This is a genomic window from Stenotrophomonas sp. YJH_SMC_57 (genome assembly GCF_059369755.1).
The window spans coordinates 1-21,496 of the sequence record NZ_JCAFSZ010000006.1 but is presented as its reverse complement, the minus strand read 5'-3'; the positions used below and the strand labels follow the sequence as shown (position 1 = coordinate 21,496).

The 21,496-nt window shown below is 66.4% G+C and carries 18 protein-coding genes; 11 read left to right on the top strand and 7 right to left on the bottom strand.

The window, feature by feature from the left end; all coding sequences use genetic code 11:
* The first annotated feature begins 173 nt into the window (after nt 1–173).
* The gene (locus AC5P7U_RS09100) at nt 174–2,969 is read left to right on the top strand and encodes a beta-glucosidase family protein (protein WP_180880922.1); all 2,796 of its coding nucleotides are present in this window, start codon (nt 174–176) and stop codon (nt 2,967–2,969) included.
* 103 nt (nt 2,970–3,072) lie between these two features.
* Here AC5P7U_RS09100 and AC5P7U_RS09095 read toward each other — a convergent pair whose 3' ends face one another.
* Nucleotides 3,073–3,969 (bottom strand): LysR substrate-binding domain-containing protein, encoded by an 897-nt coding sequence (locus AC5P7U_RS09095; RefSeq protein WP_197564599.1) that lies wholly within the window; start codon nt 3,967–3,969, stop codon nt 3,073–3,075.
* Between the two features lie 105 nt (nt 3,970–4,074).
* Here AC5P7U_RS09095 and AC5P7U_RS09090 point away from each other — a divergent pair, with 105 nt between their 5' ends.
* The 3 genes from AC5P7U_RS09090 to AC5P7U_RS09080 all read left to right on the top strand — a co-directional run bounded on the left by AC5P7U_RS09090 (nt 4,075) and on the right by AC5P7U_RS09080 (nt 7,925).
* Nucleotides 4,075–5,430, top strand: coding sequence for an MFS transporter (locus AC5P7U_RS09090; RefSeq protein WP_197564598.1), 1,356 nt, complete (start codon nt 4,075–4,077; stop codon nt 5,428–5,430).
* Nucleotides 5,431–5,432: 2 nt separating this feature from the next.
* Nucleotides 5,433–5,816, top strand: coding sequence for a DUF4440 domain-containing protein (locus tag AC5P7U_RS09085; protein ID WP_197564597.1), 384 nt, complete (start codon nt 5,433–5,435; stop codon nt 5,814–5,816).
* 198 nt (nt 5,817–6,014) lie between these two features.
* Nucleotides 6,015–7,925, top strand: coding sequence for a CocE/NonD family hydrolase (locus tag AC5P7U_RS09080; RefSeq protein ID WP_197564596.1), 1,911 nt, complete (start codon nt 6,015–6,017; stop codon nt 7,923–7,925).
* Between the two features lie 122 nt (nt 7,926–8,047).
* Here AC5P7U_RS09080 and AC5P7U_RS09075 read toward each other — a convergent pair whose 3' ends face one another.
* Nucleotides 8,048–9,001: a helix-turn-helix transcriptional regulator gene (locus tag AC5P7U_RS09075; RefSeq protein WP_049458392.1), complete on the bottom strand. Its 954-nt coding sequence runs from the start codon at nt 8,999–9,001 to the stop codon at nt 8,048–8,050.
* A gap of 446 nt (nt 9,002–9,447) precedes the next feature.
* Here AC5P7U_RS09075 and AC5P7U_RS09070 point away from each other — a divergent pair, with 446 nt between their 5' ends.
* The 7 genes from AC5P7U_RS09070 to AC5P7U_RS09040 all read left to right on the top strand — a co-directional run bounded on the left by AC5P7U_RS09070 (nt 9,448) and on the right by AC5P7U_RS09040 (nt 17,319).
* The gene (locus tag AC5P7U_RS09070) at nt 9,448–10,206 is read left to right on the top strand and encodes an SDR family NAD(P)-dependent oxidoreductase (RefSeq protein ID WP_006451901.1); all 759 of its coding nucleotides are present in this window, start codon (nt 9,448–9,450) and stop codon (nt 10,204–10,206) included.
* A 122-nt stretch (nt 10,207–10,328) separates the two neighbouring features.
* Complete coding sequence (locus AC5P7U_RS09065) at nt 10,329–10,781, top strand: MgtC/SapB family protein (RefSeq protein WP_008265586.1); 453 nt, start codon at nt 10,329–10,331, stop codon at nt 10,779–10,781.
* 225 nt (nt 10,782–11,006) lie between these two features.
* Nucleotides 11,007–12,665, top strand: a complete 1,659-nt coding sequence (gene lldP / locus AC5P7U_RS09060; RefSeq protein WP_006451836.1) for an L-lactate permease — start codon at nt 11,007–11,009, stop codon at nt 12,663–12,665.
* A gap of 53 nt (nt 12,666–12,718) precedes the next feature.
* Nucleotides 12,719–13,483 (top strand): transcriptional regulator LldR, encoded by a 765-nt coding sequence (gene lldR, locus AC5P7U_RS09055; protein ID WP_012511377.1) that lies wholly within the window; start codon nt 12,719–12,721, stop codon nt 13,481–13,483.
* A gap of 4 nt (nt 13,484–13,487) precedes the next feature.
* Nucleotides 13,488–14,627: an FMN-dependent L-lactate dehydrogenase LldD gene (gene lldD / locus AC5P7U_RS09050; RefSeq protein ID WP_197564846.1), complete on the top strand. Its 1,140-nt coding sequence runs from the start codon at nt 13,488–13,490 to the stop codon at nt 14,625–14,627.
* Nucleotides 14,624–16,324, top strand: a complete 1,701-nt coding sequence (gene dld / locus AC5P7U_RS09045) for a D-lactate dehydrogenase (RefSeq protein WP_197564847.1) — start codon at nt 14,624–14,626, stop codon at nt 16,322–16,324. The genes lldD and dld overlap by 4 nt, the downstream gene beginning before the upstream one ends.
* Before the next feature lie 125 nt (nt 16,325–16,449).
* Nucleotides 16,450–17,319 carry a hypothetical protein gene (locus AC5P7U_RS09040; RefSeq protein ID WP_197564848.1) on the top strand — a complete coding sequence of 290 codons (870 nt, stop codon included), beginning with the start codon at nt 16,450–16,452 and terminating at the stop codon, nt 17,317–17,319.
* 98 nt (nt 17,320–17,417) lie between these two features.
* Here AC5P7U_RS09040 and AC5P7U_RS09035 read toward each other — a convergent pair whose 3' ends face one another.
* The 5 genes from AC5P7U_RS09035 to AC5P7U_RS09015 form a co-directional block, all read right to left on the bottom strand.
* Nucleotides 17,418–17,723 carry a hypothetical protein gene (locus AC5P7U_RS09035; RefSeq protein WP_495221016.1) on the bottom strand — a complete coding sequence of 102 codons (306 nt, stop codon included), beginning with the start codon at nt 17,721–17,723 and terminating at the stop codon, nt 17,418–17,420.
* A gap of 82 nt (nt 17,724–17,805) precedes the next feature.
* A complete protein-coding gene (locus tag AC5P7U_RS09030) occupies nt 17,806–18,483 on the bottom strand; it encodes a M949_RS01915 family surface polysaccharide biosynthesis protein (protein ID WP_197564849.1) in 678 nt (225 codons plus the stop codon).
* Between the two features lie 22 nt (nt 18,484–18,505).
* A complete protein-coding gene (locus AC5P7U_RS09025; RefSeq protein WP_197564850.1) occupies nt 18,506–19,072 on the bottom strand; it encodes a hypothetical protein in 567 nt (188 codons plus the stop codon).
* A 2-nt stretch (nt 19,073–19,074) separates the two neighbouring features.
* A complete protein-coding gene (locus AC5P7U_RS09020) occupies nt 19,075–20,871 on the bottom strand; it encodes a peptidoglycan-binding domain-containing protein (RefSeq protein WP_006451611.1) in 1,797 nt (598 codons plus the stop codon).
* 9 nt (nt 20,872–20,880) lie between these two features.
* Nucleotides 20,881–21,496, bottom strand: a 616-nt coding sequence (locus AC5P7U_RS09015) for a peptidoglycan-binding domain-containing protein (RefSeq protein WP_180880899.1), incomplete at its 5' end; no start/stop codon positions are given.

Sequence of the window (21,496 nt, the reverse complement as noted above, 5' to 3'; positions counted from 1 at the left end):
TGCGCGGCCCGGACAGGCAGGTTGTCACGCCGGGAGGAGGGTCCCGCGCGCAGACCGGCCCGTCCTTCGGCCTGCGGGACGTTGCCTGGCAACCCCTGCGCGGCATGAACGCTGCACCCTTCGGCGGCACTTTCCCTGGACCGATTGCCTTGGCAACGGAATTACGCCTGCCGATGAAAACGTTTACAAAGCCGCTTGCCCTCTCCCTCGCCCTGTCTGCTGCGCTCGCCGCCCCGGCCTGGGCCGACCCTGCGGCGTTCACCGTGTTGACCCTGGAACAGGCGCCCGGCGCCGAAGCAATGCCGGCGCTGGCTGCGCAGCTGAAGAGCCTGAAGGTGGACGCGGTGAGCGTGCGCCAGGTGCAGCGCGGCATCGGCCAGGTCGATCCGCTGCAGGTGCTGGCCGATGGGCTGGGCTACGAGTACCGCTTCATTGCTGCGGGCAAGGACGATGGCCAGACCCAGCGCGGTCAGGCCGTACTGACCCGGCTGCCGATCGCCGCTGAGTCCGGCCCCGACCAGCCGGGCCTGAACTACCTGCGCCTGGACGATGGCCGCCACACCGTCGCGGTCTATACCGATGCCGGTGCAGGCGCGGCCCAGCTGCCGGCGCTGGTCACGCGCTCGCGGCTGGGTGCGCCGGCGGTGCTGCTCGGTGCCGTGGCTGGCGAATCGGCCACGGCGGCCGGCTTCGATCCGGCGCGTGTCGCACTGGAAGCAGACGCCAGCTACTTCAGCGATGGCTTCCAGGCTGCCAGCAGTGCGCCGTTCAAGGTGGAAGGCAGCAGCCTGCGTGCCACGCTGCTGACCCTGGCCTATGCCGCCGACACGCATGGCGACACGCCGTGGATGGACACCACCCTCAACGCCGACGCACGTGCTGCGCTGCTGCTGAAGGCGATGACCGAGGATGAGAAGTTCCAGATGCTGCACAGCTACTTCGGGCTGGGCAAGGACGGTGGCCCGCTGCCGGAAGGCGCGGTCGGTTCGGCCGGCTTCGTACCGGCGGTGCCGCGCCTGGGCATTCCCTCGCAGCAGTCGGCCGATGCCGGCGTCGGCGTGACCAATCCGGGTGGCATCCGTCCGGGCGACTTCGCCACCGCGATGCCGTCGGGCCCGTCCACTGCATCCAGCTGGAACCGCGAAGTGGCCTTTGCCGGCGGCGCGACCATGGGCCGCGAGGCCTGGCAGCAGCGCTTCAACATCCTGCTGTCGGGCAGCGTCAACCTGCAGCGCGACCCGCGCAACGGCCGCAATTTCGAGTACGCCGGTGAAGATCCGCTGCTGGCCGGTTCGATGGTCGGTGCGCTGATCCAGGGCGTGCAGAGCCAACACGTGATCTCCTCGATGAAGCACTTCGCGCTGAACGACATGGAGACCCGCCGCAACTTCCACGACGTGCGCATCGGCGAGCAGGCCATGCACGAGTCGGACCTGCTCGCCTTCGAGATCGCGCTGGAGGCAGGCCGCCCGGGCGTGGCGATGTGTTCGTACAACAAGATCAATGGCACCTACGGCTGCGAGAACGGCTACCTGATGAACCAGGTGCTGAAGCAGGAATGGAAGTTCCCCGGTTTCGTGATGTCCGACTGGGGGGGCGTGCACAGTGGCTCGAAGGCGGCGCTGGCCGGCCTGGACCAGCAGTCGGCCGGTGAAGTGTTCGATGCGGCGGTGTTCTTCGACGAACCGCTGCGCCTGGCCGTGCACGGTGGCGTGGTGCCGCAGGCGCGCCTGAACGACATGGTGGCGCGCATCCTGCGCACGATGTTCCTGCACGGCAACTTCGACAACCCGCCGCAGCACCAGAAGGTGGACGCCGAGGCTGGCTTCGCTGTTGCCCAGCGCACGGTGGAAGAGGGCAGCGTGCTGCTGCGCAACGAGGGCAACCTGCTGCCGCTGGCCGACAGCGTGAAGCGCATCGTGATCATCGGCGGCCATGCCGACAAGGGCGTGATCGGTGGCGGCGGTTCGTCGATGGTGGGCGTGACCGCCAAGGGCACCAATGCGGTGCCGGGCGTGCTGCCGACCACCTGGCCGGGCCCGGTGATCTTCCACCCGTCTTCGCCGCTGGAATCGCTGCGCGCAGCGCGTCCGGACGCGACCATCGAGTATGTGGACGGCAGCAATGCCGCCGCTGCAGCCAAGGCAGCCGCGCAGGCCGACGTCGCCATCGTGTTCGCCACCCAGTGGGCGGCAGAATCGGTGGACCTGCCGGACATGCAGCTGCCGGACAACCAGGACGCCCTGATCTCGGCCGTGGCCAAGGCCAACCCGAAGACCGTGCTGGTGCTGGAAACCAACGGCCCGGTGCGCACGCCGTGGCTGGCGCAGGTGCCGGCGATGCTGCAGGCGTGGTATCCGGGCATCCGCGGTGGCGAAGGCATTGCCGCGCTGCTGACCGGCCAGGTCAATCCGTCCGGGCGCCTGCCGGTGACCTGGGTGGTGGACGAATCGCAGTTGCCGCGCCCGCATATCGACGGCCTCGGCTTCAAGCCGGCCAAGCCGTTCGGTGATGTGTTCGATTTCGATATCGAAGGCGCCAACGTCGGTTACAAGTGGATGGCGGCCAAGGGCCTGACCCCGACCTTCGCCTTCGGCCACGGCCTGTCCTACACCTCCTTCGCCTATGAAAACCTGAAGGTGAGCGTGGAAGGCTCGCGCCTGGTCGCCAGCGTCGACATCCGCAACACCGGCAAGCGCGCCGGTGCCGACGTCGCCCAGCTGTACCTGAAGCTGCCGGCCGGCAGCACCACGCCGATCCGCCTGATCGGCTATGACAAGGTGAACCTGCAGCCGGGCGAACAGCGCCGCATCCGCATCGAGGCCGAGCCGAAGACCCTGGCCCATTACGATGCACAGGCCCGCCAGTGGAAGATCGATGGCGGCACCTACCAGGTGCAGCTGTCGCGCAACGCCGCCGAGCCGCTGCAGAGCGTGGACGTACAGCTGGTGGAGCAGGTGCTGCGCTGATGCCTGAGGACACGGCCCCGCAACGGGCCGTGTCTGAAAAAGGGGACGGAGGGAATTAAGTCGTTTATGGCAGAAACGACTTAATCCCCTCCGTCCCCTTTTTTCATGCAGTGAACCAGTCGCGCAGGAAATCGATCAGCTGCCGCACTTTGGGCGACGGCTGGGCGCTGTGTGGATAGACCGCGTACACGCTCTGCTGTGGGAAACGGTGATGGCGCAGTACTGGCCGCAGCCGGTTCATGGCCAGGTCGTCCTCGATCAGCCAGTGGGGAAGAACGGTGACCCCGGCACCGGCCACGGCGAAGGCGCGCAGGCTGCTGGCCCCATCCACGCGTACCACTGCATTGGCCGGATTGGTGGCAAACAAGGCGTCGCTGCCATCCGGCGCCACCACCGGCACGTCGGCCAGCCGTGGGTAGCCCAGGCGTGGCAGTGTGCCGAGCTGCACCGGATCGTCCGCGGCATCAGCGGACGGCAGGCGCGCCAGCAGTGAAGGCGCCGCCACCGCGCACAGAGCGTGCTGTTCCAGCTCGCTGGCATGCAGGCCAGAGTCGGGCAGGCGGCCAAGGCGGATCGCCAGATCAAAACGCTCCGGAATCAGGTCGGCCGGTGCCGGCGAGGTCGACAGATGCAGTTGCAGGGCCGGGTGGCGCGCGCGGAACGCCTCCAGCGCCGGGATCAGGCGCAGCTGTGCGTACTCCGGTGTAGTGGTCAGGCGCAGTACGCCCTGCAGCTGGTGCTGGTCGCGGCGCGCGGCATCGATCGCCGCCTGCGCAGCATCCAGCGCCTGCACGCAATGTTGCAGGAACTGTTCACCGGCCTCGGTCAGGGCCAGGTGACGGGTACTGCGCAGCAGCAGGGTCACGCCCAGCTCCTGTTCCAGCCGCTTCAGGTTGAAGCTGACCACCGCGCGGCTAAGGCCGAGGCGGTCGGCTGCCGCGGTCAGGCTGCCGGCCTCGACCACGGCGCGGAAGATATCGAAGCGATCGAGGCTGACCATGGGCATCAATTGTCAAAATACATTTGACAGTGTTGCAGCTGTCGTCGTGTTTTTCCAACAACGGCTGCCGGGCATGCTGGCCGCTTCCCTGCTGGAGCGCCGTCAATGCCGTCCCCCCGCCTGCGCCATGAGGCGATCTTCCTGCTGGTGTTCGCCCTGGACCTGGTCAACATGTTCATTGCCACGGTGGCCTATCCGGCATTGGCGGCTGAGCTGCATGCCGACGTCGGCACCCTGGCCTGGGTCGGCACCGCCTACATGCTGGGCCTGAGCGTGGTGATCCCGTTGGCGCCGTGGCTGGCCGCGCGCTGTGGCGAGCGTCGCCTGCTGCTGGTGGCACTGCTGCTGTTCGCGATCGCCGCTGCGCTGGCGGGAGCCGCGCCGGGTATCGGCTGGCTGCTGGGGTGGCGCCTGCTGCAGGGGCTGGCCGGTGGCCTGCTGATTCCGGTGGCCCAGGCGGCGGCCTACCGGCAGTGCACGCCCGACCAACGCGGCGCACTGACCCGGCGCATCCTGCTGGTGGCGCTGCTGGTGCCAGCACTGGCGCCGGCGCTGGGCGGGCTGCTGGTGCAATGGCTGGCCTGGCGCGGTGTGCTCTGGGCCAGCCTGCCGCTGGCAGTCATGGCGATTGGGCTGGTGCTGGCGTGGATGCCGGCCGACGTTCGTCGTACTGCACCGCGCCTGCAGGCCCATGCGCTGTCCACCGCGATGACGGCACTGGGCGCGCTGCTGCTGGCGTTGACCTGGCTGGGCGAACCCGGGCATCGTCTTGCCGGCAGCGGCTTGCTGATGGTCGCGGTGGTGCTCGCCGTCGTCCACCTGCGGCATGCACGTCGGCAGCCACAGCCCCTGCTGCGCTGGTCGCTACTGTCCCATCGCAGCCTGCGCCTGGCGATGCTGGTGTATCTGGCGGTGCCGGGCGTGTTCATCGGCAGCCAGCTGGTCAGCACGCTGCAACTGCACCAGGCCGGTTACAGCGCCGCGCGCATCGGCGCACTGATGCTGCCGTGGGCGCTGGCCTCGGCCCTCGCCATCACGGCCAGCAAGCGCCTGTTGGCCCGCTTCGGCCCGGCCGCAGTGCTTCGCGCGGGCATGTTCCTGCAGGCCAGTGGCCTGCTGGCGATGGCGCTGTTGCCACAGCCGGCGTTTGCGCTGGCCGGGCTGCTGTTCGCGCTGATGGGTGCTGGTGGCAGCCTGTGCAGCAGCACCGCGCAGACACTGGCCTTCCATGGGGTCGAGGGCGAAGCGCTGGGCGATGCCAGTGCACTCTGGAACCTCAACCGTCAGCTCAGCTTCTGCCTGGGCACGGCCGCCATCGCGCTGCTGCTGGCACTGGCCATGCAATGGCTGCCGGCCCGCGCCACTGGCGTGGCGCTGGGCCTGGCCGCCGTACTGACCCTGCTGCCGATGCTGCTGTTGCGTCGGCCGAAGCAGCTCCTTCTTCCACACCCCGGGAATTGATGATGGATACCACCGCAGAACATGAAATCCACCACCTGCACGAGAAACTGCAGGCCTGGTTCCGTGCCGACGCCGGCACCGACGCGCTGGATGATCTGATGGCGCATTTCTGCGCGGACTTCAGCATGGTCGGCATCGCTGGTCGCAGGCTGGACCGGATTGCCGTGCAGGCACTGTTCGCGGGCGGTCATGGCGCGCGTCCAGGGCTGCAGATTTCCATCGACGCCGTGCAGGCGGTGGAAGTGCCATCACCGCTGGCGGTGCTGCGCTATCGCGAAGGGCATGCGATCGATGGTGGCGAGCCCGCATGGCGGGAGTCGCTGGCGGTACTGAGGCAGGAGCAGGGGCGCTGGTGCTGGCTGGCGCTGCATGAGGTGGCCGCCTGATCGGTAGTGCCGGCCGCTGGCCGGCAACCGCGTACCGGCCCCAGGATCATGACCTTGCCGGCCAGCGGCCGGCACTACCGGGCGACGGCACATGTGCCATCAGTCCTGCCCGTATCCACCGCAGAATGCAAAGCCCGCCCACACTTCACGGCTCATGGCAGGAGTAGGCTTGAGGCTTTCCTGCCGGGAGGGGTCTCCATGCGTGTGCGTGCCGTTGCAGTAGCCATCGCCCTTTGCCTGTCCAGCACCGTGCTGGCTGCCGATACCCCGCCGATGACCCCGGACATCAGCGGCAAACCCTTCGTTGCGCCGGATGTCGGCCGCGACTACGACAAGCGCGTGGTGATGGTGCCGATGCGCGATGGCACCAGGCTGTATACGGTGATCGTGGTGCCCAAGGGTGCCCACAATGCGCCCATCCTGCTGACCCGCACGCCCTACGATGCCGCTGGCCGCGCCAACCGCAGTGCTTCGCCGCGCATGCGCGACCTGCTGCCGCAGGGCGACGAGGTGTTTGTCGACGGCGGTTACATCCGCGTGTTCCAGGACATCCGTGGCAAGTATGGCTCCGAGGGGGATTACGTGATGACCCGGCCGCTGCGCGGGCCGTTGAACAACACCAAGGTCGACCATTCCACCGACGCCTGGGACACCATCGACTGGCTGGTGAAGAACGTGCCCGAGAGCAACGGCAAGGTCGGCATGCTCGGTTCATCGTATGAAGGTTTCACCGTGGTGATGGCACTGACCGACCCGCACCCGGCGCTGAAGGTGGCCGCACCGCAGAGCCCGATGGTGGATGGCTGGATGGGTGACGACTGGCTCAACTACGGTGCGTTCCGCCAGGTCAACTTCAACTACTTCGCGATGCAGACCGAGAAGCGCGGCAAGGGCACGCCGCTGCCCAGCCTCGGCTACGACGACTACAGCACCTTCCTGCGCATCGGTTCGGCCGGCGACTACGCACGTTTCACCGGCGTGGACCAGCTGACCTGGTGGAAGAAGCTGGTCGAGCACCCGGCCTATGACGCCTTCTGGCAAGGCCAGGCGCTGGACGCGGTGATGGCCAGGACGCCGTTGAAGGTACCCACCATGTGGCTGCAGGGCCTGTGGGACCAGGAAGACATGTGGGGCGCCAACCACGCCTACCAGGCGATGGAAGGGCGCGACAGCGGCAACAACCGCAACTACCTGGTGATGGGCCCGTGGCGGCATAGCCAGGTGAACTACAGCGGCAATGAACTGGGCGCCCTGAAGTTCGATGGCGATACCGCGTTGCAGTTCCGCCGTGATGTGCTCAAGCCGTTCTTCGACCAGTACCTGGTGGACGGTGCACCGAAGGCCGACACGCCGCCGGTGTTGATCTACAACACCGGCGAGAACCACTGGGACCGCCTGAAGGGCTGGCCGCGCAGCTGCGACAAGGGCTGTGCCGCCAGCAGCAAACCGCTGTACCTGCGCGCCGGCGGCAAGCTGGCGTTCCAGGCGCCGGCGGCGGGCGAGGGTGACTTCGAGGAATACGTGTCCGACCCGGCCAAGCCGGTGCCGTTCGTGCCGCGACCGGTGCGTTTCAGCGACCGCGACATGTGGACCACCTGGCTGGTCAAGGACCAGCGCTTCGTCGATGGCCGCCCGGACGTGCTGACCTTCATCACCGAACCGCTGACCGCGCCGCTGCGCATCGGCGGCGCTCCGGTGGTGCATCTGCAGGCGTCAACCAGTGGCACCGACAGCGACTGGGTGGTGAAGCTGATCGACGTGTATCCGGACCAGGAAGCGTCGACGCCGGAAATGGGCGGCTATGAGCTGCCGGTATCGCTGGCGATCTTCCGCGGCCGCTACCGTGAGGGCTTCAGCGATCCGAAGCCGCTGGCTGCCAACGAAGTGCTGCCGTACCGCTTCGATCTGCCCAACGCCAACCACACCTTCCAGAAGGGGCACCGGGTGATGGTGCAGGTGCAGTCCAGCCTGTTCCCGCTGTACGACCGCAACCCGCAGACCTACGTGCCGAACATCTACCTGGCCAAGCCGGGCGACTACCAGAAGGCCACGCAGCGGGTCTGGCACAGCGCGGCGCAGGCCAGCTACATCGATCTGCCGGTGTATTGAGGTTGATGAGGTGCGCCGGGCACGCGATGCCCGGCGGCCGCGGTAGTGCCGGCCGCTGGCCGGCATCCGCGACGGTGCCAAAGCGTGTCGACCAAGGTCGACACCCACCAGGGCAGAAGCTGCTACCCGACCTTTGAAGGGCCGGTACGCCAACGGCTGGGCACCAGGCCGAAACGCTTGCGGAATGCGGCCGCGAAGTTGCTGGGATGGCGATAGCCACTGGCGGCCGCAGCCTGCTCGACGGTCCAGCCGTCTTCGCGCAGGCCCTGTTCGGCGTGGCGCATGCGCTGCTCGTGCAGGTAGTCGAACACCGAGCAGCCATACTGCTGGGCGAAATGGCGGCGCAGCGAGCTCGGACTCATGCAGGCCAGCTGTGCCAGTTCGAGCAGGCTGTGGGCGTGGCTGGGATCATCGTGCAGGTAGGCGCGCACGCGCTCCAGGCGCTCGCGCTGTCCCGCGCGCAGCGTGCGCACGTGGTCGGTCTGCAGATCCTCGGCCTGCAGGCCGACGGCCAGCAGCTGCAGGGCCACGCCCTCTCGCCACAGCGCATCGATGCCGTCCTGCCAGGGGCTGTCGAACAGTTGGCCCAGCACCGGCAGCAGGGTGTGCGGAATCGCCCAGTGGCGGCACTCCAGGTGGGTGTTGAGCGCCGTGTGCAGCTGTGGCAGCTGGAACAGGTCCGGATCGATCTCGGCCGGCACCATCACGCTGACGCCGCGCATGCGCGTCTCGCCCGGATGTGCGCCGGTCATCTCGACCTGCTCGCGATGGTGCGCGGTCATCGCGGTGCCGGCGCGCAGAGTGAAGCCCGCGCGTCGTGGCATGCGGACGTCGACCTGGCCCTGCAGCATCACGCGGATGGCCAGCCCCGGGCTCTGCTGGGCGGTGGCGACGTACGGGAAACGATTATGCACGTCGGACGCGATCAGGCTCATGCCGCCGCGCAGGAACTGCTCGTTGACCTCGCCGTGGCCGGCCCACTGGTCGTCGCGCAGGTGTTCCGGATCGGCGCGGTAATCAAAGCCGTGGCGGTGGCCGAAACGGCGGTAATCGGCAAAAGTGAAGTATCGGGACATTGCTCGGCACGTACGCAGGAGGTGGACGCTGGCTGTGCCTGGCCCATGCGCTCTGCGATGCAGATGCACGTCCGGTCGTGGCCTGTGCAGACCCGCTGCGATGCGGTGGCGACGGCATGCCGGATGGCTGGGGAAACGCCAGATTGGAATGTGTGTGTCGAATAAACTGGAAACGTTTCCCATTGTCGCCCTGATTCATCTGCATTTGATTTCGAGATGGTCAAAACGATTGATCAATACGGCCAAGTTGATTGCTGCACAGAACATACGGCGGCGTCTTGCATGCAAATCCATACGCAGATCCCTACATCAACTTGAGTTGAGGTTTTATGGGTGGAACGATCGTTCGTGGACGCACTGTCTGCCGGGTCATCACAGGCAACGTCGTAGCGTGAGGGTTCAACAGCGGCCAGCCGCATCGAAACCCCCACAGATGGAGAACGCAGATGATTGATTACCAGCTCACCGGCAAGACCGCGATTGTGACCGGAGGTGTATCCGGCATCGGTCTGGCGGTCGCACAGACCCTGGCTGCGTCCGGTGCGCGTATTTCGGTCTGGGATCTGAAGCAGGACGCGGTGGACGCCACGGTGGCGCAGCTGCAGGGCAGCGGTGCGCAGGCCATGGGCATTGCACTGGACGTGACCGATGATGCCGCCGTCGAGGCGGCGGTGCAGCTCACGGTGAAGGAACTGGGCGGCCTGCATGTGGCGGTCAACAACGCCGGTATCGGCGGACCGGCCGCCAGCAGCGGTGACTATCCGATCGATGGCTGGCAGCGCGTGATCGATGTCAACCTGACCAGTGTATTCCTGTGCCAGCGTGCGCAGATCCAGGCGATGCGTACAGCGGGTTCCGGTGGCAGCATCATCAACATGGCGTCGATCCTGGGCCAGGTAGGCTATGCCGGTTCCACCGCCTATGTCGCGGCCAAGCACGGCGTCGTCGGGCTGACCCAGACCGCTGCCTGGGAGCATGCGGGCGACGGTATCCGTGTCAACGCGGTCGGTCCGGGGTTCATCAGCACGCCGTTGCTGGAGAAGATGGACCCGAAGGTACGCGCCACCCTGGAAGCACGGCACGCGCTGAAGCGGCTGGGCACGGCCGAGGAAGTCGCGGCGCTGGTGGCCTGGCTGGCCAGCGACGATGCCTCGTTCGCAACCGGTGCCTATTACGCGATCGATGGTGGCTACCTGGCGCAGTGATGGGTTGATCGCCGATGGCGCCGGGCGCGGCCTGGCGCCACCGGGTGAACGAGCCGTGGTGCTGCCTTCACCCCCGTCCCACGCTGTGCAGGCAACGCTGCCGGAAATACCCGGAGGCGGCGATGGAACTCACCCAGGATGTCTCGATCCTGCTGCGCGTGGGCGCGGCGATGCTGTTTGGTGGCGTGCTCGGCGTCGAGCGCGAAATGGGCAAGCACGCTGCCGGCCTGCGCACGCACATGCTGATTGCCGGCGCCGCCGCGCTGATCGTCGGCCTCGGCGATTCGGTGGCCGAGCATTTCCAGCAGGAGCGCTACCGCGATCTGCTGCAGGTTGATCCGGTGCGACTGATTGAAGCAGTGGTGGCCTGCGTCGGTTTCGTTGCGGCCGGCACCATCCTGCGCGGTTCGCGAGAGGATCAGGTCAGCGGGTTGACCACCGCCAGTTCACTGATCATGGCCGCCGCCATCGGCATTGCCGTGGGCATCGGCAAGTATGTGATCGCGATCGGGGTCAGCGTGCTGTGCGTACTGGTGCTGGCGGTGATGCGGCGATTGGAGAGGCGGATTTCGTAGGGAATGCAGGGTTGCCGGCCAGCGGCCGGCACTACCACAGCCATCCATAATGGTAGGACCAATATAGCGACTAGCCCTATGGTCTAATAGGCTCTCCACCGGGATGGCGGTTAAATCCGCTGCACGCGGCCTGATCGAAATTATTATTGGTACGACCAATAATCGGCGGCCTCGGCGACCCACCGCCTGCGGTGGAGCACATCCCGCCCCCAGTCGAGAGCCTTCATGCAGCCCTGGCAACACCTGTACGACCCCGCCGGCAACCTGTGGTTGTCCAGCCTGATCGCGCTGCTGCCGATCGCGTTCTTCTTCATCGCCCTGGCCGTATTGCGGATGAAGGGCTGGCTCGCCGGCACGATCACCGTGGCCATCGCGCTGGGCGTGGCGCTGCTGTTCTATCGCATGCCGCTGGCCCAGGCGTTGGGCGCAGCCGGCTTCGGCTTCGTCTACGGCCTGTGGCCGATCGCCTGGATCATCATCGGCGCGGTGTTCCTGTACAAAGTCTCGGTCAAGACCGGGCAGTTCGACATCATCCGTGCCTCGATCCTGTCGGTCACCGAGGACCAGCGCCTGCAGATGCTGATGGTCGGCTTCGCCTTCGGCGCCTTCCTGGAAGGTGCGGCCGGCTTCGGCGCGCCGGTGGCGATCACCGCGGCGCTGCTGGTCGGGCTGGGCTTCAAGCCGCTGTATGCCGCCGGCCTGTGCCTGATCGTCAACACCGCGCCAGTGGCATTCGGTGCGATGGGGATTCCGATCATCGTGGCCGGGCAGGTCACCGGTCTGGATGCGTTCGAGATCGGCCAGATGGCTGGGCGCCAGCTGCCGTTCCTTACGATCATCGTGCTGTTCTGGATCATGGCAATCATGGATGGCTGGCGCGGCATCAAGGAAACCTGGCCGGCGGTGCTGGTGGCCGGTGGCTCGTTCGCCATCGCGCAGTACCTGACCTCCAACTTCATTGGCCCGGAACTGCCGGACATTACGGCCTCGCTGGCATCGCTGGTGTGCCTGACCCTGTTCCTGCGTCGCTGGAAGCCGGTGCGGATCTTCCGCTTCGACACCGAAACCAGCGCCGAGGCCGCTGCACAGGCACTGGAGTCGCCGCGCTACAGCGTCGGCCAGATCGCCAAGGCGTGGTCGCCGTTCCTGATCCTTACCGCGATGGTCACGCTGTGGAGCATCAAACCGTTCAAGTCGCTGTTCGCGGCGGGCGGCCCGCTGGAGAACTGGGTGCTGAAGATCCCGGTGCCGGGCCTGGACCAGATGGTGCAGAAGATGCCACCGATCGTGGACGCGCCGCTCAGCTACGAGGCGATCTACAAGTTCGACTGGTTCTCGGCCACCGGTACCTCGATCATCCTCGCTGCGGTGATCGCCATCATCGCGCTGCGCATGCCGGCCCGTCCGGCGCTGCAGACCTTCGGTGAGACGGTGCGTGAGCTGCGCATGCCGATCTACTCGATCGGCATGGTGCTGGCCTTCGCCTTCATCGCCAACTACTCGGGCCTGTCGGCCACGCTTGCCCTGGCACTGGCACACACCGGTGATGCGTTCCCGTTCTTCTCGCCGTTCCTTGGCTGGCTGGGGGTGTTCCTGACCGGCTCGGACACTTCGTCCAATGCCTTGTTCTCGGCACTGCAGGCCACCACCGCACAGCAGATCGGCGTGTCCGACGTGCTTCTGGTGGCGGCCAACACCACCGGTGGCGTGACCGGCAAGATGATCTCGCCGCAGTCGATTGCCATTGCCTGCGCCGCGGTGGGGCTGGCCGGCAAGGAATCGGACCTGTTCCGCTTCACCGTCAAGCACAGCCTGATCTTCACCACGATGGTCGGCCTGATCACCCTGGCCCAGGCCTACTGGCTGACCTGGATGATTCCCTGAGCCATGCACGGTCGGCCGACCACCCGCTGCGCGCTTCGGGCCACAATGGCGCCATGAGCACGCAACGTATTTCGGACAAGGTGGCTGCGCAGCTGCGCGGCCTGGTGCAGGAACAGCGGCTGCAGCCGGGTGACCGGCTGCCGGCCGAGCGCACCCTGGCGGTGCAGCTGGGCGTCTCGCGCACCGCATTGCGCGAGGCGATCGCACAGTTGGCCAGCCAGGGCCTGTTGACGGCGCGGGTCGGTGGCGGCACCTACGTGGCCGAGCCGGCGGCGCGCGCGCGGCAGGCACTGGATGAACCGCTGGCGCCGTACCTGCCGCTGTTCCAGGGCGACCCGGAATACCGCTTCGACGTGCTGGAGATCCGCCACGCACTGGAAGGTGCCACCGCCTGGCACGCCGCGCTGCGCGCCACCGATGAGGACCGCGCGCGCATCGCGCAGGCGTTCCAGACCATGATGGACGCGCACGGCAAGGACGACCCCACCGGCGAAGCGGAGGCCGACGCGGCCTTCCACCTGTCCATCGCCGAGGCCTCGCACAACCTGGTGCTGCTGCAGGTGATGCGCGGCCTGTTCGAGCTGCTGCAGACCAACATCTCGCAGAGCCGCGAAAAGCTCTACACCTCGGCGAGGACCTTCTCGCCACTGTCCGACCAGCACCGCGAGATGATGGATGCGGTGCTGGCCGGCGATCCCGAACGCGCGCGCGCCGCCGCGCATGCCCACCTCGAGTTCGTGCACACCACGCTGCGCACCCTCGATGACAACGAAGCCCGGCGTGCGCGGGCCTCGCGTCTACCTTCCCCACACGGTTGACCCCATGATCATCTCCGCCTCCACCGATTACCGTGCCGCAGCGCAACGCCGGCTGCCGCCGTTCCTGTTCCACTACATCGATGGCGGCGCGTATGCCGAGCACACGCTGAAGCGCAACGTTTCCGACCTGTCCGACATCGCGCTGCGCCAGCGCATCCTGCGCAACATGTCCGACCTGAGCCTGGAAACCGAACTGTTCGGCGAAAAACTGGCGATGCCGGTGGCGCTGGCGCCGGTCGGCCTGACTGGCATGTATGCCCGGCGCGGTGAAGTGCAGGCGGCGCGCGCGGCAGACAGCCGCGGCATCCCGTTCACTCTGTCCACCGTCTCGGTGTGCCCGATCGAGGAAGTGGCACCGGCGATCCAGCGGTCGATGTGGTTCCAGCTGTACGTGCTGCGCGACCGCGGTTTCATGCGCAACGCGCTGGAGCGCGCGCAGGCTGCAGGCGTGACCACCCTGGTGTTCACCGTGGACATGCCGGTGCCGGGCGCGCGCTACCGTGACGCGCACTCCGGCATGAGCGGACCGAACGCCTCGCTGCGCCGTATCGGCCAGGCCATCACCCATCCGCATTGGGCGTGGGACGTCGGCCTGTTCGGCCGTCCGCATGACCTGGGCAACATCTCCACCTACCGTGGCAACCCGACCGGGCTGGAGGACTACATCGGCTGGCTCGGCAGCAACTTCGATCCGTCCATTTCGTGGAAGGATCTGGAGTGGATCCGCGAATTCTGGAAGGGCCCGATGGTGATCAAGGGCATCCTCGACCCGGATGATGCACGTGATGCGGTGAAGTTCGGAGCCGATGGCATCGTGGTCTCCAATCACGGTGGCCGACAGCTGGACGGCGTTCTGTCCACCGCACGCGCATTGCCGGCCATTGCCGATGCCGTGCAGGGCGATCTGAAGATCCTCGCCGATTCCGGCATCCGCACCGGCCTGGACGTGGTGCGCATGCTGGCGCTGGGCGCCGACACCGTGCTGCTGGGCCGTGCCTTCGTCTATGCACTGGCTGCGCAGGGCGAAGCCGGGGTGGCCAACCTGCTGGACCTGATCGCCAGGGAGATGCGCGTGGCGATGACACTGACCGGTGCGCGCCGCATCGCCGACATCGGCCGTGACTCGCTGGTCAGCCTGCCGTGAGTGGCCACGATGCCGTGCTGGCGCAGTTGCGCGATGCGGTCGGCAGCCGCCATGTACTGACCGGTGACAAGGCCACCCGCCGCTTCCGCCGTGGATACCGTTTCGGCGACGGCCCGGTGCTGGCGGTGGTGCGCCCCGGCACGTTGCTGGAGCTGTGGCACGTGCTGCAGGCCGCGGTGCAGGGTGGGGCGGCGATCATCCTGCAGGCGGCCAACACCGGCCTGACCGGCGGCTCGACCCCGGATGGCAACGACTATGGGCGGCCGATCGTGCTGGTCAGCACGCTGCGGCTGACCGGCATCCAGCTGTTGAACGACGGCCGGCAGGTGCTGTGCCTGCCCGGTGCAACGCTGGATCGGCTGGAACAGACCCTGGCGCCATTGGGCCGCGAGCCGCATTCGGTGATCGGCTCGTCCTGCATCGGCGCGTCGGTGCTGGGCGGGATCTGCAACAACTCCGGCGGCGCGCTGGTGCGTCGCGGCCCGGCCTATACCGAGCTTGCGTTGTACGCGCAGGTCGATGCGCAGGGCCAGCTGCAGCTGGTCAACCATCTGGGCATCGCGTTGGGCGATACGCCCGAGCAGATCCTGCAACGCCTGCAGGCCGGTGACTATACGGCCGCCGACGTCGGCGATGGCGACGGTCGCGCCGCGTCCGATCCGCGCTATGCCGAGGAGGTGCGCCGGGTCGATGCCGATACCCCGGCGCGCTTCAATGCCGACCCCAGCCGTCATTTCGAGGCAGCGGGATCGGCCGGCAAGCTGGCGGTATTCGCGGTGCGCCTGGATACCTTCGAGAAGGAGGCCGCCGAGGTCTTCTACATCGGCAGCAACCGCACCGACAGCCTCAGCGCGATCCGGCGCCAGCTGCTGACCGGTTTCGAGCGCCTGCCGATCGCTGGCGAATACATTCACCGCGATGCCTATGACATCGGCGAACGCTACGGCAAGGACAGCTTCCTGCTGATCGACCGTCTCGGCACTGCCCGCGTGCCGGCCGCCTTTGCGCTGAAGAGTCGTGTCGATGGCTGGTTCGAGCGGCTGGGACTGCGCGGGGTGACCGACCGGGTGATGCAGGTGCTGACCGGGTTGCTGCCTTCGCACCTGCCCAAGCGTATGGGCGAGTTCCGCCAGCGCTATGAACATCATCTGCTGCTGAAGGTGTCCGCGCAGGACGCTGCTCAGACTGAGGCCTGGTTGCGGGACTTCTTCGCAGGCCATGAAGGCGGCTATTTCCACTGCACGGCAGAGGAGGGCCGCAAGGCGTTCCTGCATCGCTTCGCGGTGGCCGGTGCTGCCGTGCGCTACCGTGAAGTGCATCGCGAGAAGGTGCAGGACATCGTGGCACTGGACATCGCGCTGCGCCGTGACGATGCCGACTGGTTCGAGCAGCTGCCCGCCGACATCGACAACCGCCTGCTGCACAAGCTGTACTACGGGCACTTCCTGTGCCACGTGTTCCACCAGGACTACATCGCGCGCAGGGGCGAAGACCCGATGGCGATCGAGCACGCGATGTGGTCATTGCTGGATCAGCGCGGCGCCGAGTACCCGGCCGAGCACAATGTCGGCCACCTGTATCCGGCCAAGCCGGCGCTGGCCGGGTTCTATCGGCAGCTGGACCCGAGCAACACCTTCAACCCCGGCATCGGCCAGACGTCGAAGGCGAAGGGGTGGGGTGGCTGCGACTGCGGTTAGGCAAACGATCCAGGTAGCGTCGAGCTTGCTCGACGGCCTCTTTTGCCGGATTACATGCAGTCGAGCAAGCGCGACTCTACGGGGGAGCGGTTACCATCGGGGTTCCACACGCAGGAGCCAACCCGATGCCCATCACTGGAGCACGCACTTTCCTGTGCGCCGCACTGCTGGCCACGCCGCTTCTGGCGCTGGCCCAGGGCTCGATCCTGCCGCAGCAGCGCGATGCGGCCGGCAACGTGATGGAGCCGCTGGGACAGGTGCTGGACGCGGCAGGGGTGCGTCATTGCACCGCCGATGGCGCATGGTGCGTGCGCGTGCAGCCGGTGGCCAACGATGGCGATCGGCCCACAACACTGGAGGTGTCGGAGCGGGGAGCCGCGAAGGGCGACCCGCATGTCTACCACGTCAGCATCGACGTGCCGCAGGAAAGCGAACTGAAGCTGTGGCCATGGATCGTGCGCCTGGCCCCCGGTGTGGGTAGCGATGCGGTGGTGACCGACCCGCAGCAGCGCGCCCGCCAGAACGTACTGGTAGGGGGCATCGTCTCCTTCAGCAGCATGTATTCCGGCGGCGGTGCCGATGCGTCCACGTTGCAGTTGGCACGCGTGCGCCACCTGCAGGACGACATCCAGGTGGATGACGATGTACTGACCGTTCCGTGGCAGGGCAATGCGTCGATCCGGGCCTGTTTCAGCGAACAGGATGCGAGGCAACGGGCCGGGGCCTGCCATGATGAGTACAGTTTCTCGGCGAAACTGGGACTGGACCCGGTCGCGCAGGCCATGCCGGTGCTGCGCTACCAGACCGTGGCCACACGATTCCCTGTCGGCGCCTCGCGCTTCGAGGATTCACTGGCCAAGGGCCCGCTGAAGAAGAAGGACCTGCGCACCGAGCAGGACCCGGCGTGCAGTTACACACGTCTGTTCCGCTTCAGCGAAGGCATGTTCCATCCGGACCAGGCGCTGCCGGACTGCGCAGGCTATACCGAACCCTGAGCCCTGTAGAGCCGAGCCTGCGCCCGGCTGGCTTTCCCTGCAGCCTGACCGGAGAGCAGTCGAGCATGGTTCGACTCTACAGAAGCCCGTGGCAGCGCTTACTCGCAGCGTGCGGCGGTGATGATGTTGTCCTTGTCCATGTAGACCCGCAGGCGGTCCGTGCGGATGTCCTTGGTGGTGATGGTGGTCGGGCCGATCGGGTTGACCAGCCCGGCGCCGCTCTCACGCGACAGCCGACGCAGGTTTTCTTCGTTGCCTGGCTGGCCTACCGCCCAGCCCAGCTGACTGGCGTCGCAGCGGCCCGTTCCCTTTACTTCCGGGCCGGGGGTGCTGACACAGGCCGACAGCAGCAGGGGCGCGGCAAAGGCGGCAACAGTGAGGCGGGCGATGCTGATTCGGGTCATCGGAATGGCTCCAGGGCGCATGATGGCGCCACCATAGCACTGCGCCCACGCCGACGGCATGCGTTGGATCAAGGCGCGGCGTTCACGGCGGGCCGGGCTGGCCGCGCTTGATCGCTTCCCACACCTTGTCCACGTGCGCGCGCAGCGCCGGCGCAGCCGATGCCAGCGCAGGATCGTCCTGCCGGTCGCCGCCGAAGGGTTCATCGCCTTCCACCTCCACCAGCGATTCACCACGTACTTCGTAATACTGCTCCCCCTGGCGAAGGCCGATGCGCAGCTGCTGCGGGTCCACCCCACCGCCACAGAAGCTGTGGCTGGCCAGGGTCAGCTCGGCGCGGCCATCGTTGTCCAGGTCGGTCGCCGTCACCTGGTCCAGGAAATAGCCCGCCTCCAGGTCCAGGCCTTCGCATTGGATCGGATCTTCCTGGATCCAGCGCGACGTCCAGGGCGCCGCCAGGTCAGAACGCCGGAACAGCTCTGCACGCAGCGTGATCTGATCCAATGGTTCCTTGTCTTCCCGCGCCGGCGATGTCTGTTCGCTACGCGAAATCAGCAGCAGGCCCGCGCCGTCGATGTCCTCGAACACCACCTGCCTCAGCAGCGTGCCCGGGTAAAGACCTTTCAGATCCGCGTCGGATAGTGCAGGAGATGTCTCGAACGTCGCTTTGGGGGCCGACCCGCCACATCCGCCCATGGTCAGCATGAAAGCGATCAAGAGACATTGACCGCGTCTGCGAATGCGTCTCGCGTCAGTGCTCATCCATGCCCGCCAGTGACATCGGTCAATCGCCTTGAGCCTGGCAGGCCGCGGCCAGATTCAGGCCTGCAGGTCCACGATACTGTGCTGCCTTGCTATCGAAGGTCAGCCGGATCTTCTCGGTACGGACTGCACCACCGTGGCCCTGCGGGCAATTCCGCGTCGCTTCCAGTTCAGGCCACAGGGCATGGGGCATGGCAGGTGCTGACAATGTCGTGAACTTTCCTTCCAGAAGACGGATGTAGGTTCCGTCCTTGCATTGGGCGAGGACCAGTTTGTCGGTCACGTCGATGTCGCCGTAACTGCTGCCGAAGTAGGTCAGGATGGCATCCTTCCGGCCATCCTTGTTCAGATCCGGTGTGTCGCTCAACGACGTCTTCCCCTGCTGCCCGCTGTAGGGGCAACCTTCATCATCTCCGGGCGGGCAGGCGCTGACGTGCTTTCCTTCCAGCGGCAGCAGTTCGATCCGATCGTCAATGGAGACTGCTGCGCAGGCGCGGTCCAGGACGTCGGCGACAGGCTGCTTGGCCGCGCAGGAGGTAGCCAGGCAAAGACCGGCCAGCAGCGGCGCGGCGCGAAGGACGTAAGGCATCGTCATATTCCCGTGGTATCGAAATGGAAGGAGCCGCGGCCATCGCGCAAGGTGCCCAACTCATTGTTGAGGGTGTAGTTGCGGCCGTTGCGCCCGGCATAGGTCGGCCAGTTGGCGAGGCGATCCTGCGTGTCGTTGACGGAAAGTGCGTCAGTGAGCAACTGCGCGGTGATCGCCTGCTCGTGTGCGTTGGTCCATTGCGCCGGTGCCGTCGACCAGTTCAACTGGGCATGGCCGTTGATGGCACGGGTCAACGAATCCCTGACGCGGGCGCCGGTCACGTGGCCCGGACGGAAGATATGCCACCGAAGCAGGATCGCGACGGATTTCTCCGATGTGTAGATATCGCCCAGCGTGCCGTTGATATGGACGGCACCCACGTTGACCGTGATAGGGGCTGAACGGATATCGCGGATACGGAAGCGCACCATATCCCACATCGCCTGCTGGAAGTTCGCGCAGGTGCGACCGATCATGGCCAAGCGATAGAACCAGTGCCAGGTCTTGAAATAGTTTGCTTCCAGGGTCGCCCGGTCGACCATGGGCAGCTGCGCCAGACCGGTGGCTGCCTGTGCAGGTTGCGTCTGTTCGTCGTGATGGCGGATCCAGCCCACGTACTTCCGGCCCGTGCGGTCCCAGAGCGGCCCTGTGTTGACGCCTGCCCAGGCCGTCGCCGGATAAAGACCCAGATTCCCAAGATAGCGCTGGTAGTCGGCTTGATTGCGATGCAGGAAGTAGGCGAGGAAGCCAGGCAGCTCGCCATTGTCATAGCCGCCGGCAGGCATCAGGCCCATGGTCCAATGGCACGGGCCGAGAGAGACCAGAGCGTCATCGTAGGCATTGATGCTGTCGAACATGCCCATGCATTCCTGCTCGGCCGTGGCACGCACAACACGATAGGTGGACGCTGCGGCGCCGTTGGGTGTGGCGGCCAGGATTGCCGTGGTGGTCGCTGGACCGATCAAGCGTTCCGGCGTCATTTCCGCTTCGGCCCACGTATGGTTGGGCACTTCGCTCATCGGGCCGCCATAGGTCATGAACCGCGCGTAGCTGCCCAGCGACTGGTACTGATCATCACGGCGACCGTTCGGAAGCGTGTAGTGTCCGGTGAAGTCCCTGCTGAACATCCGGACGCGCGCGACCACCCGGTTGGAGGCATTGCGCACGGTGCCCTGCGTGATCTCGTCGAAGTTCCAGATGTTGATGCCATTGGCATACGGCGTAGTGCGCTGGTTGTTGCCGGTGGCAACCTGCCATGCCTCGATGACCACCGGGCAGCGATAGTTGTTGCGCAACCAGTGTTCCATCGCTGTGCGCGTATTGGCATTCATCACGCCGCTGATCGGGCCGGTGTAGCGCGATCCGTTGGCGACCCGGTCCAGCGAGGCGACGTGATAGCTTTCCGGTGGATTGGAATTGGGGCGCAGTCCCAGTGCCATCACTTCCGGTGCGGTCAAGCCGGCCTGGGGTTGCCAGCCGTGCAGCCGTCCCTGGTTCAGTTGGGCGGCATTGGCCATGCTGGCATAGATCTGGAACTCTCGTACCGCCCATTCGGTGCCGCGGCCGAACCCGCCATCAGGTGTGCCGACGAACATGAAGCCCAGCGTGCGCAGGTCCTGCTGGAGCTGGCGTACGTGCTGCGGGATCGCCAGCGTCGCGCCGCCCTGGTTCTGCGGTGTCTGTGCGTTCGCAGGCGTGGGTGGGGGCGGGTTGTCGACGCCACCCCAGCGAGGCGGCCTGTTGTTCGCAGGCGTTCCATCGTGGTCGCCTCGTCGGAGGTTGTGATTGCCGTAGATCATGCATCCGTCCTAGATGTCGTGGTCTTTGCCCAGCGAGGTGACGCCGGGAAGGCTGGGTGTATTGAGCCCAACCAGCTCACGTGCCTGGTGGAAGCGCTGCATGGCCATGCGGCTGAGCTGGCCGAAGTCGCCGTCGACCGCGCCATCGTAGAATCCAAGGTTCTTCAGGCGCGACTGCAACCCGGTATGCTCGTCCGTCTGTTTCTGTGCGGCAAGATCGAGTGTCCATTCCCAGGGGTGGTTGTCGGCGCCGAACGGAAACACCTTCAGCTTGGCCTGCTTCGCGCCTTCGGGCATCTCATGCATCAGGCTGCCATCGGAGCCCAGCTCGCCTTCGAAGCGTTGCCCGCCGATGTCCAGTGTGTAGGGTTTGCCGGCCAGTCCTTGCAGCCCGAACTGCTCGACCAGGCGCAGCCCGAACTGCTGCGGTACCAGCTGCGTGCCTCGCGGAAGGTGCTCGGGAATGGCGGGGTTGGTATCGGCCCCCATGAACGGATGCTCGCCCGCCTTGACCTTGAACTCGCCCGGGCAGCTGAAGGTGATGTTGCCGCCCTCCAGCGTGATCGCACTGCTGCCGGCCTGCAGCACCACCTTGGTCTGCGCCAGCACGTCGATGCGCTCGTCG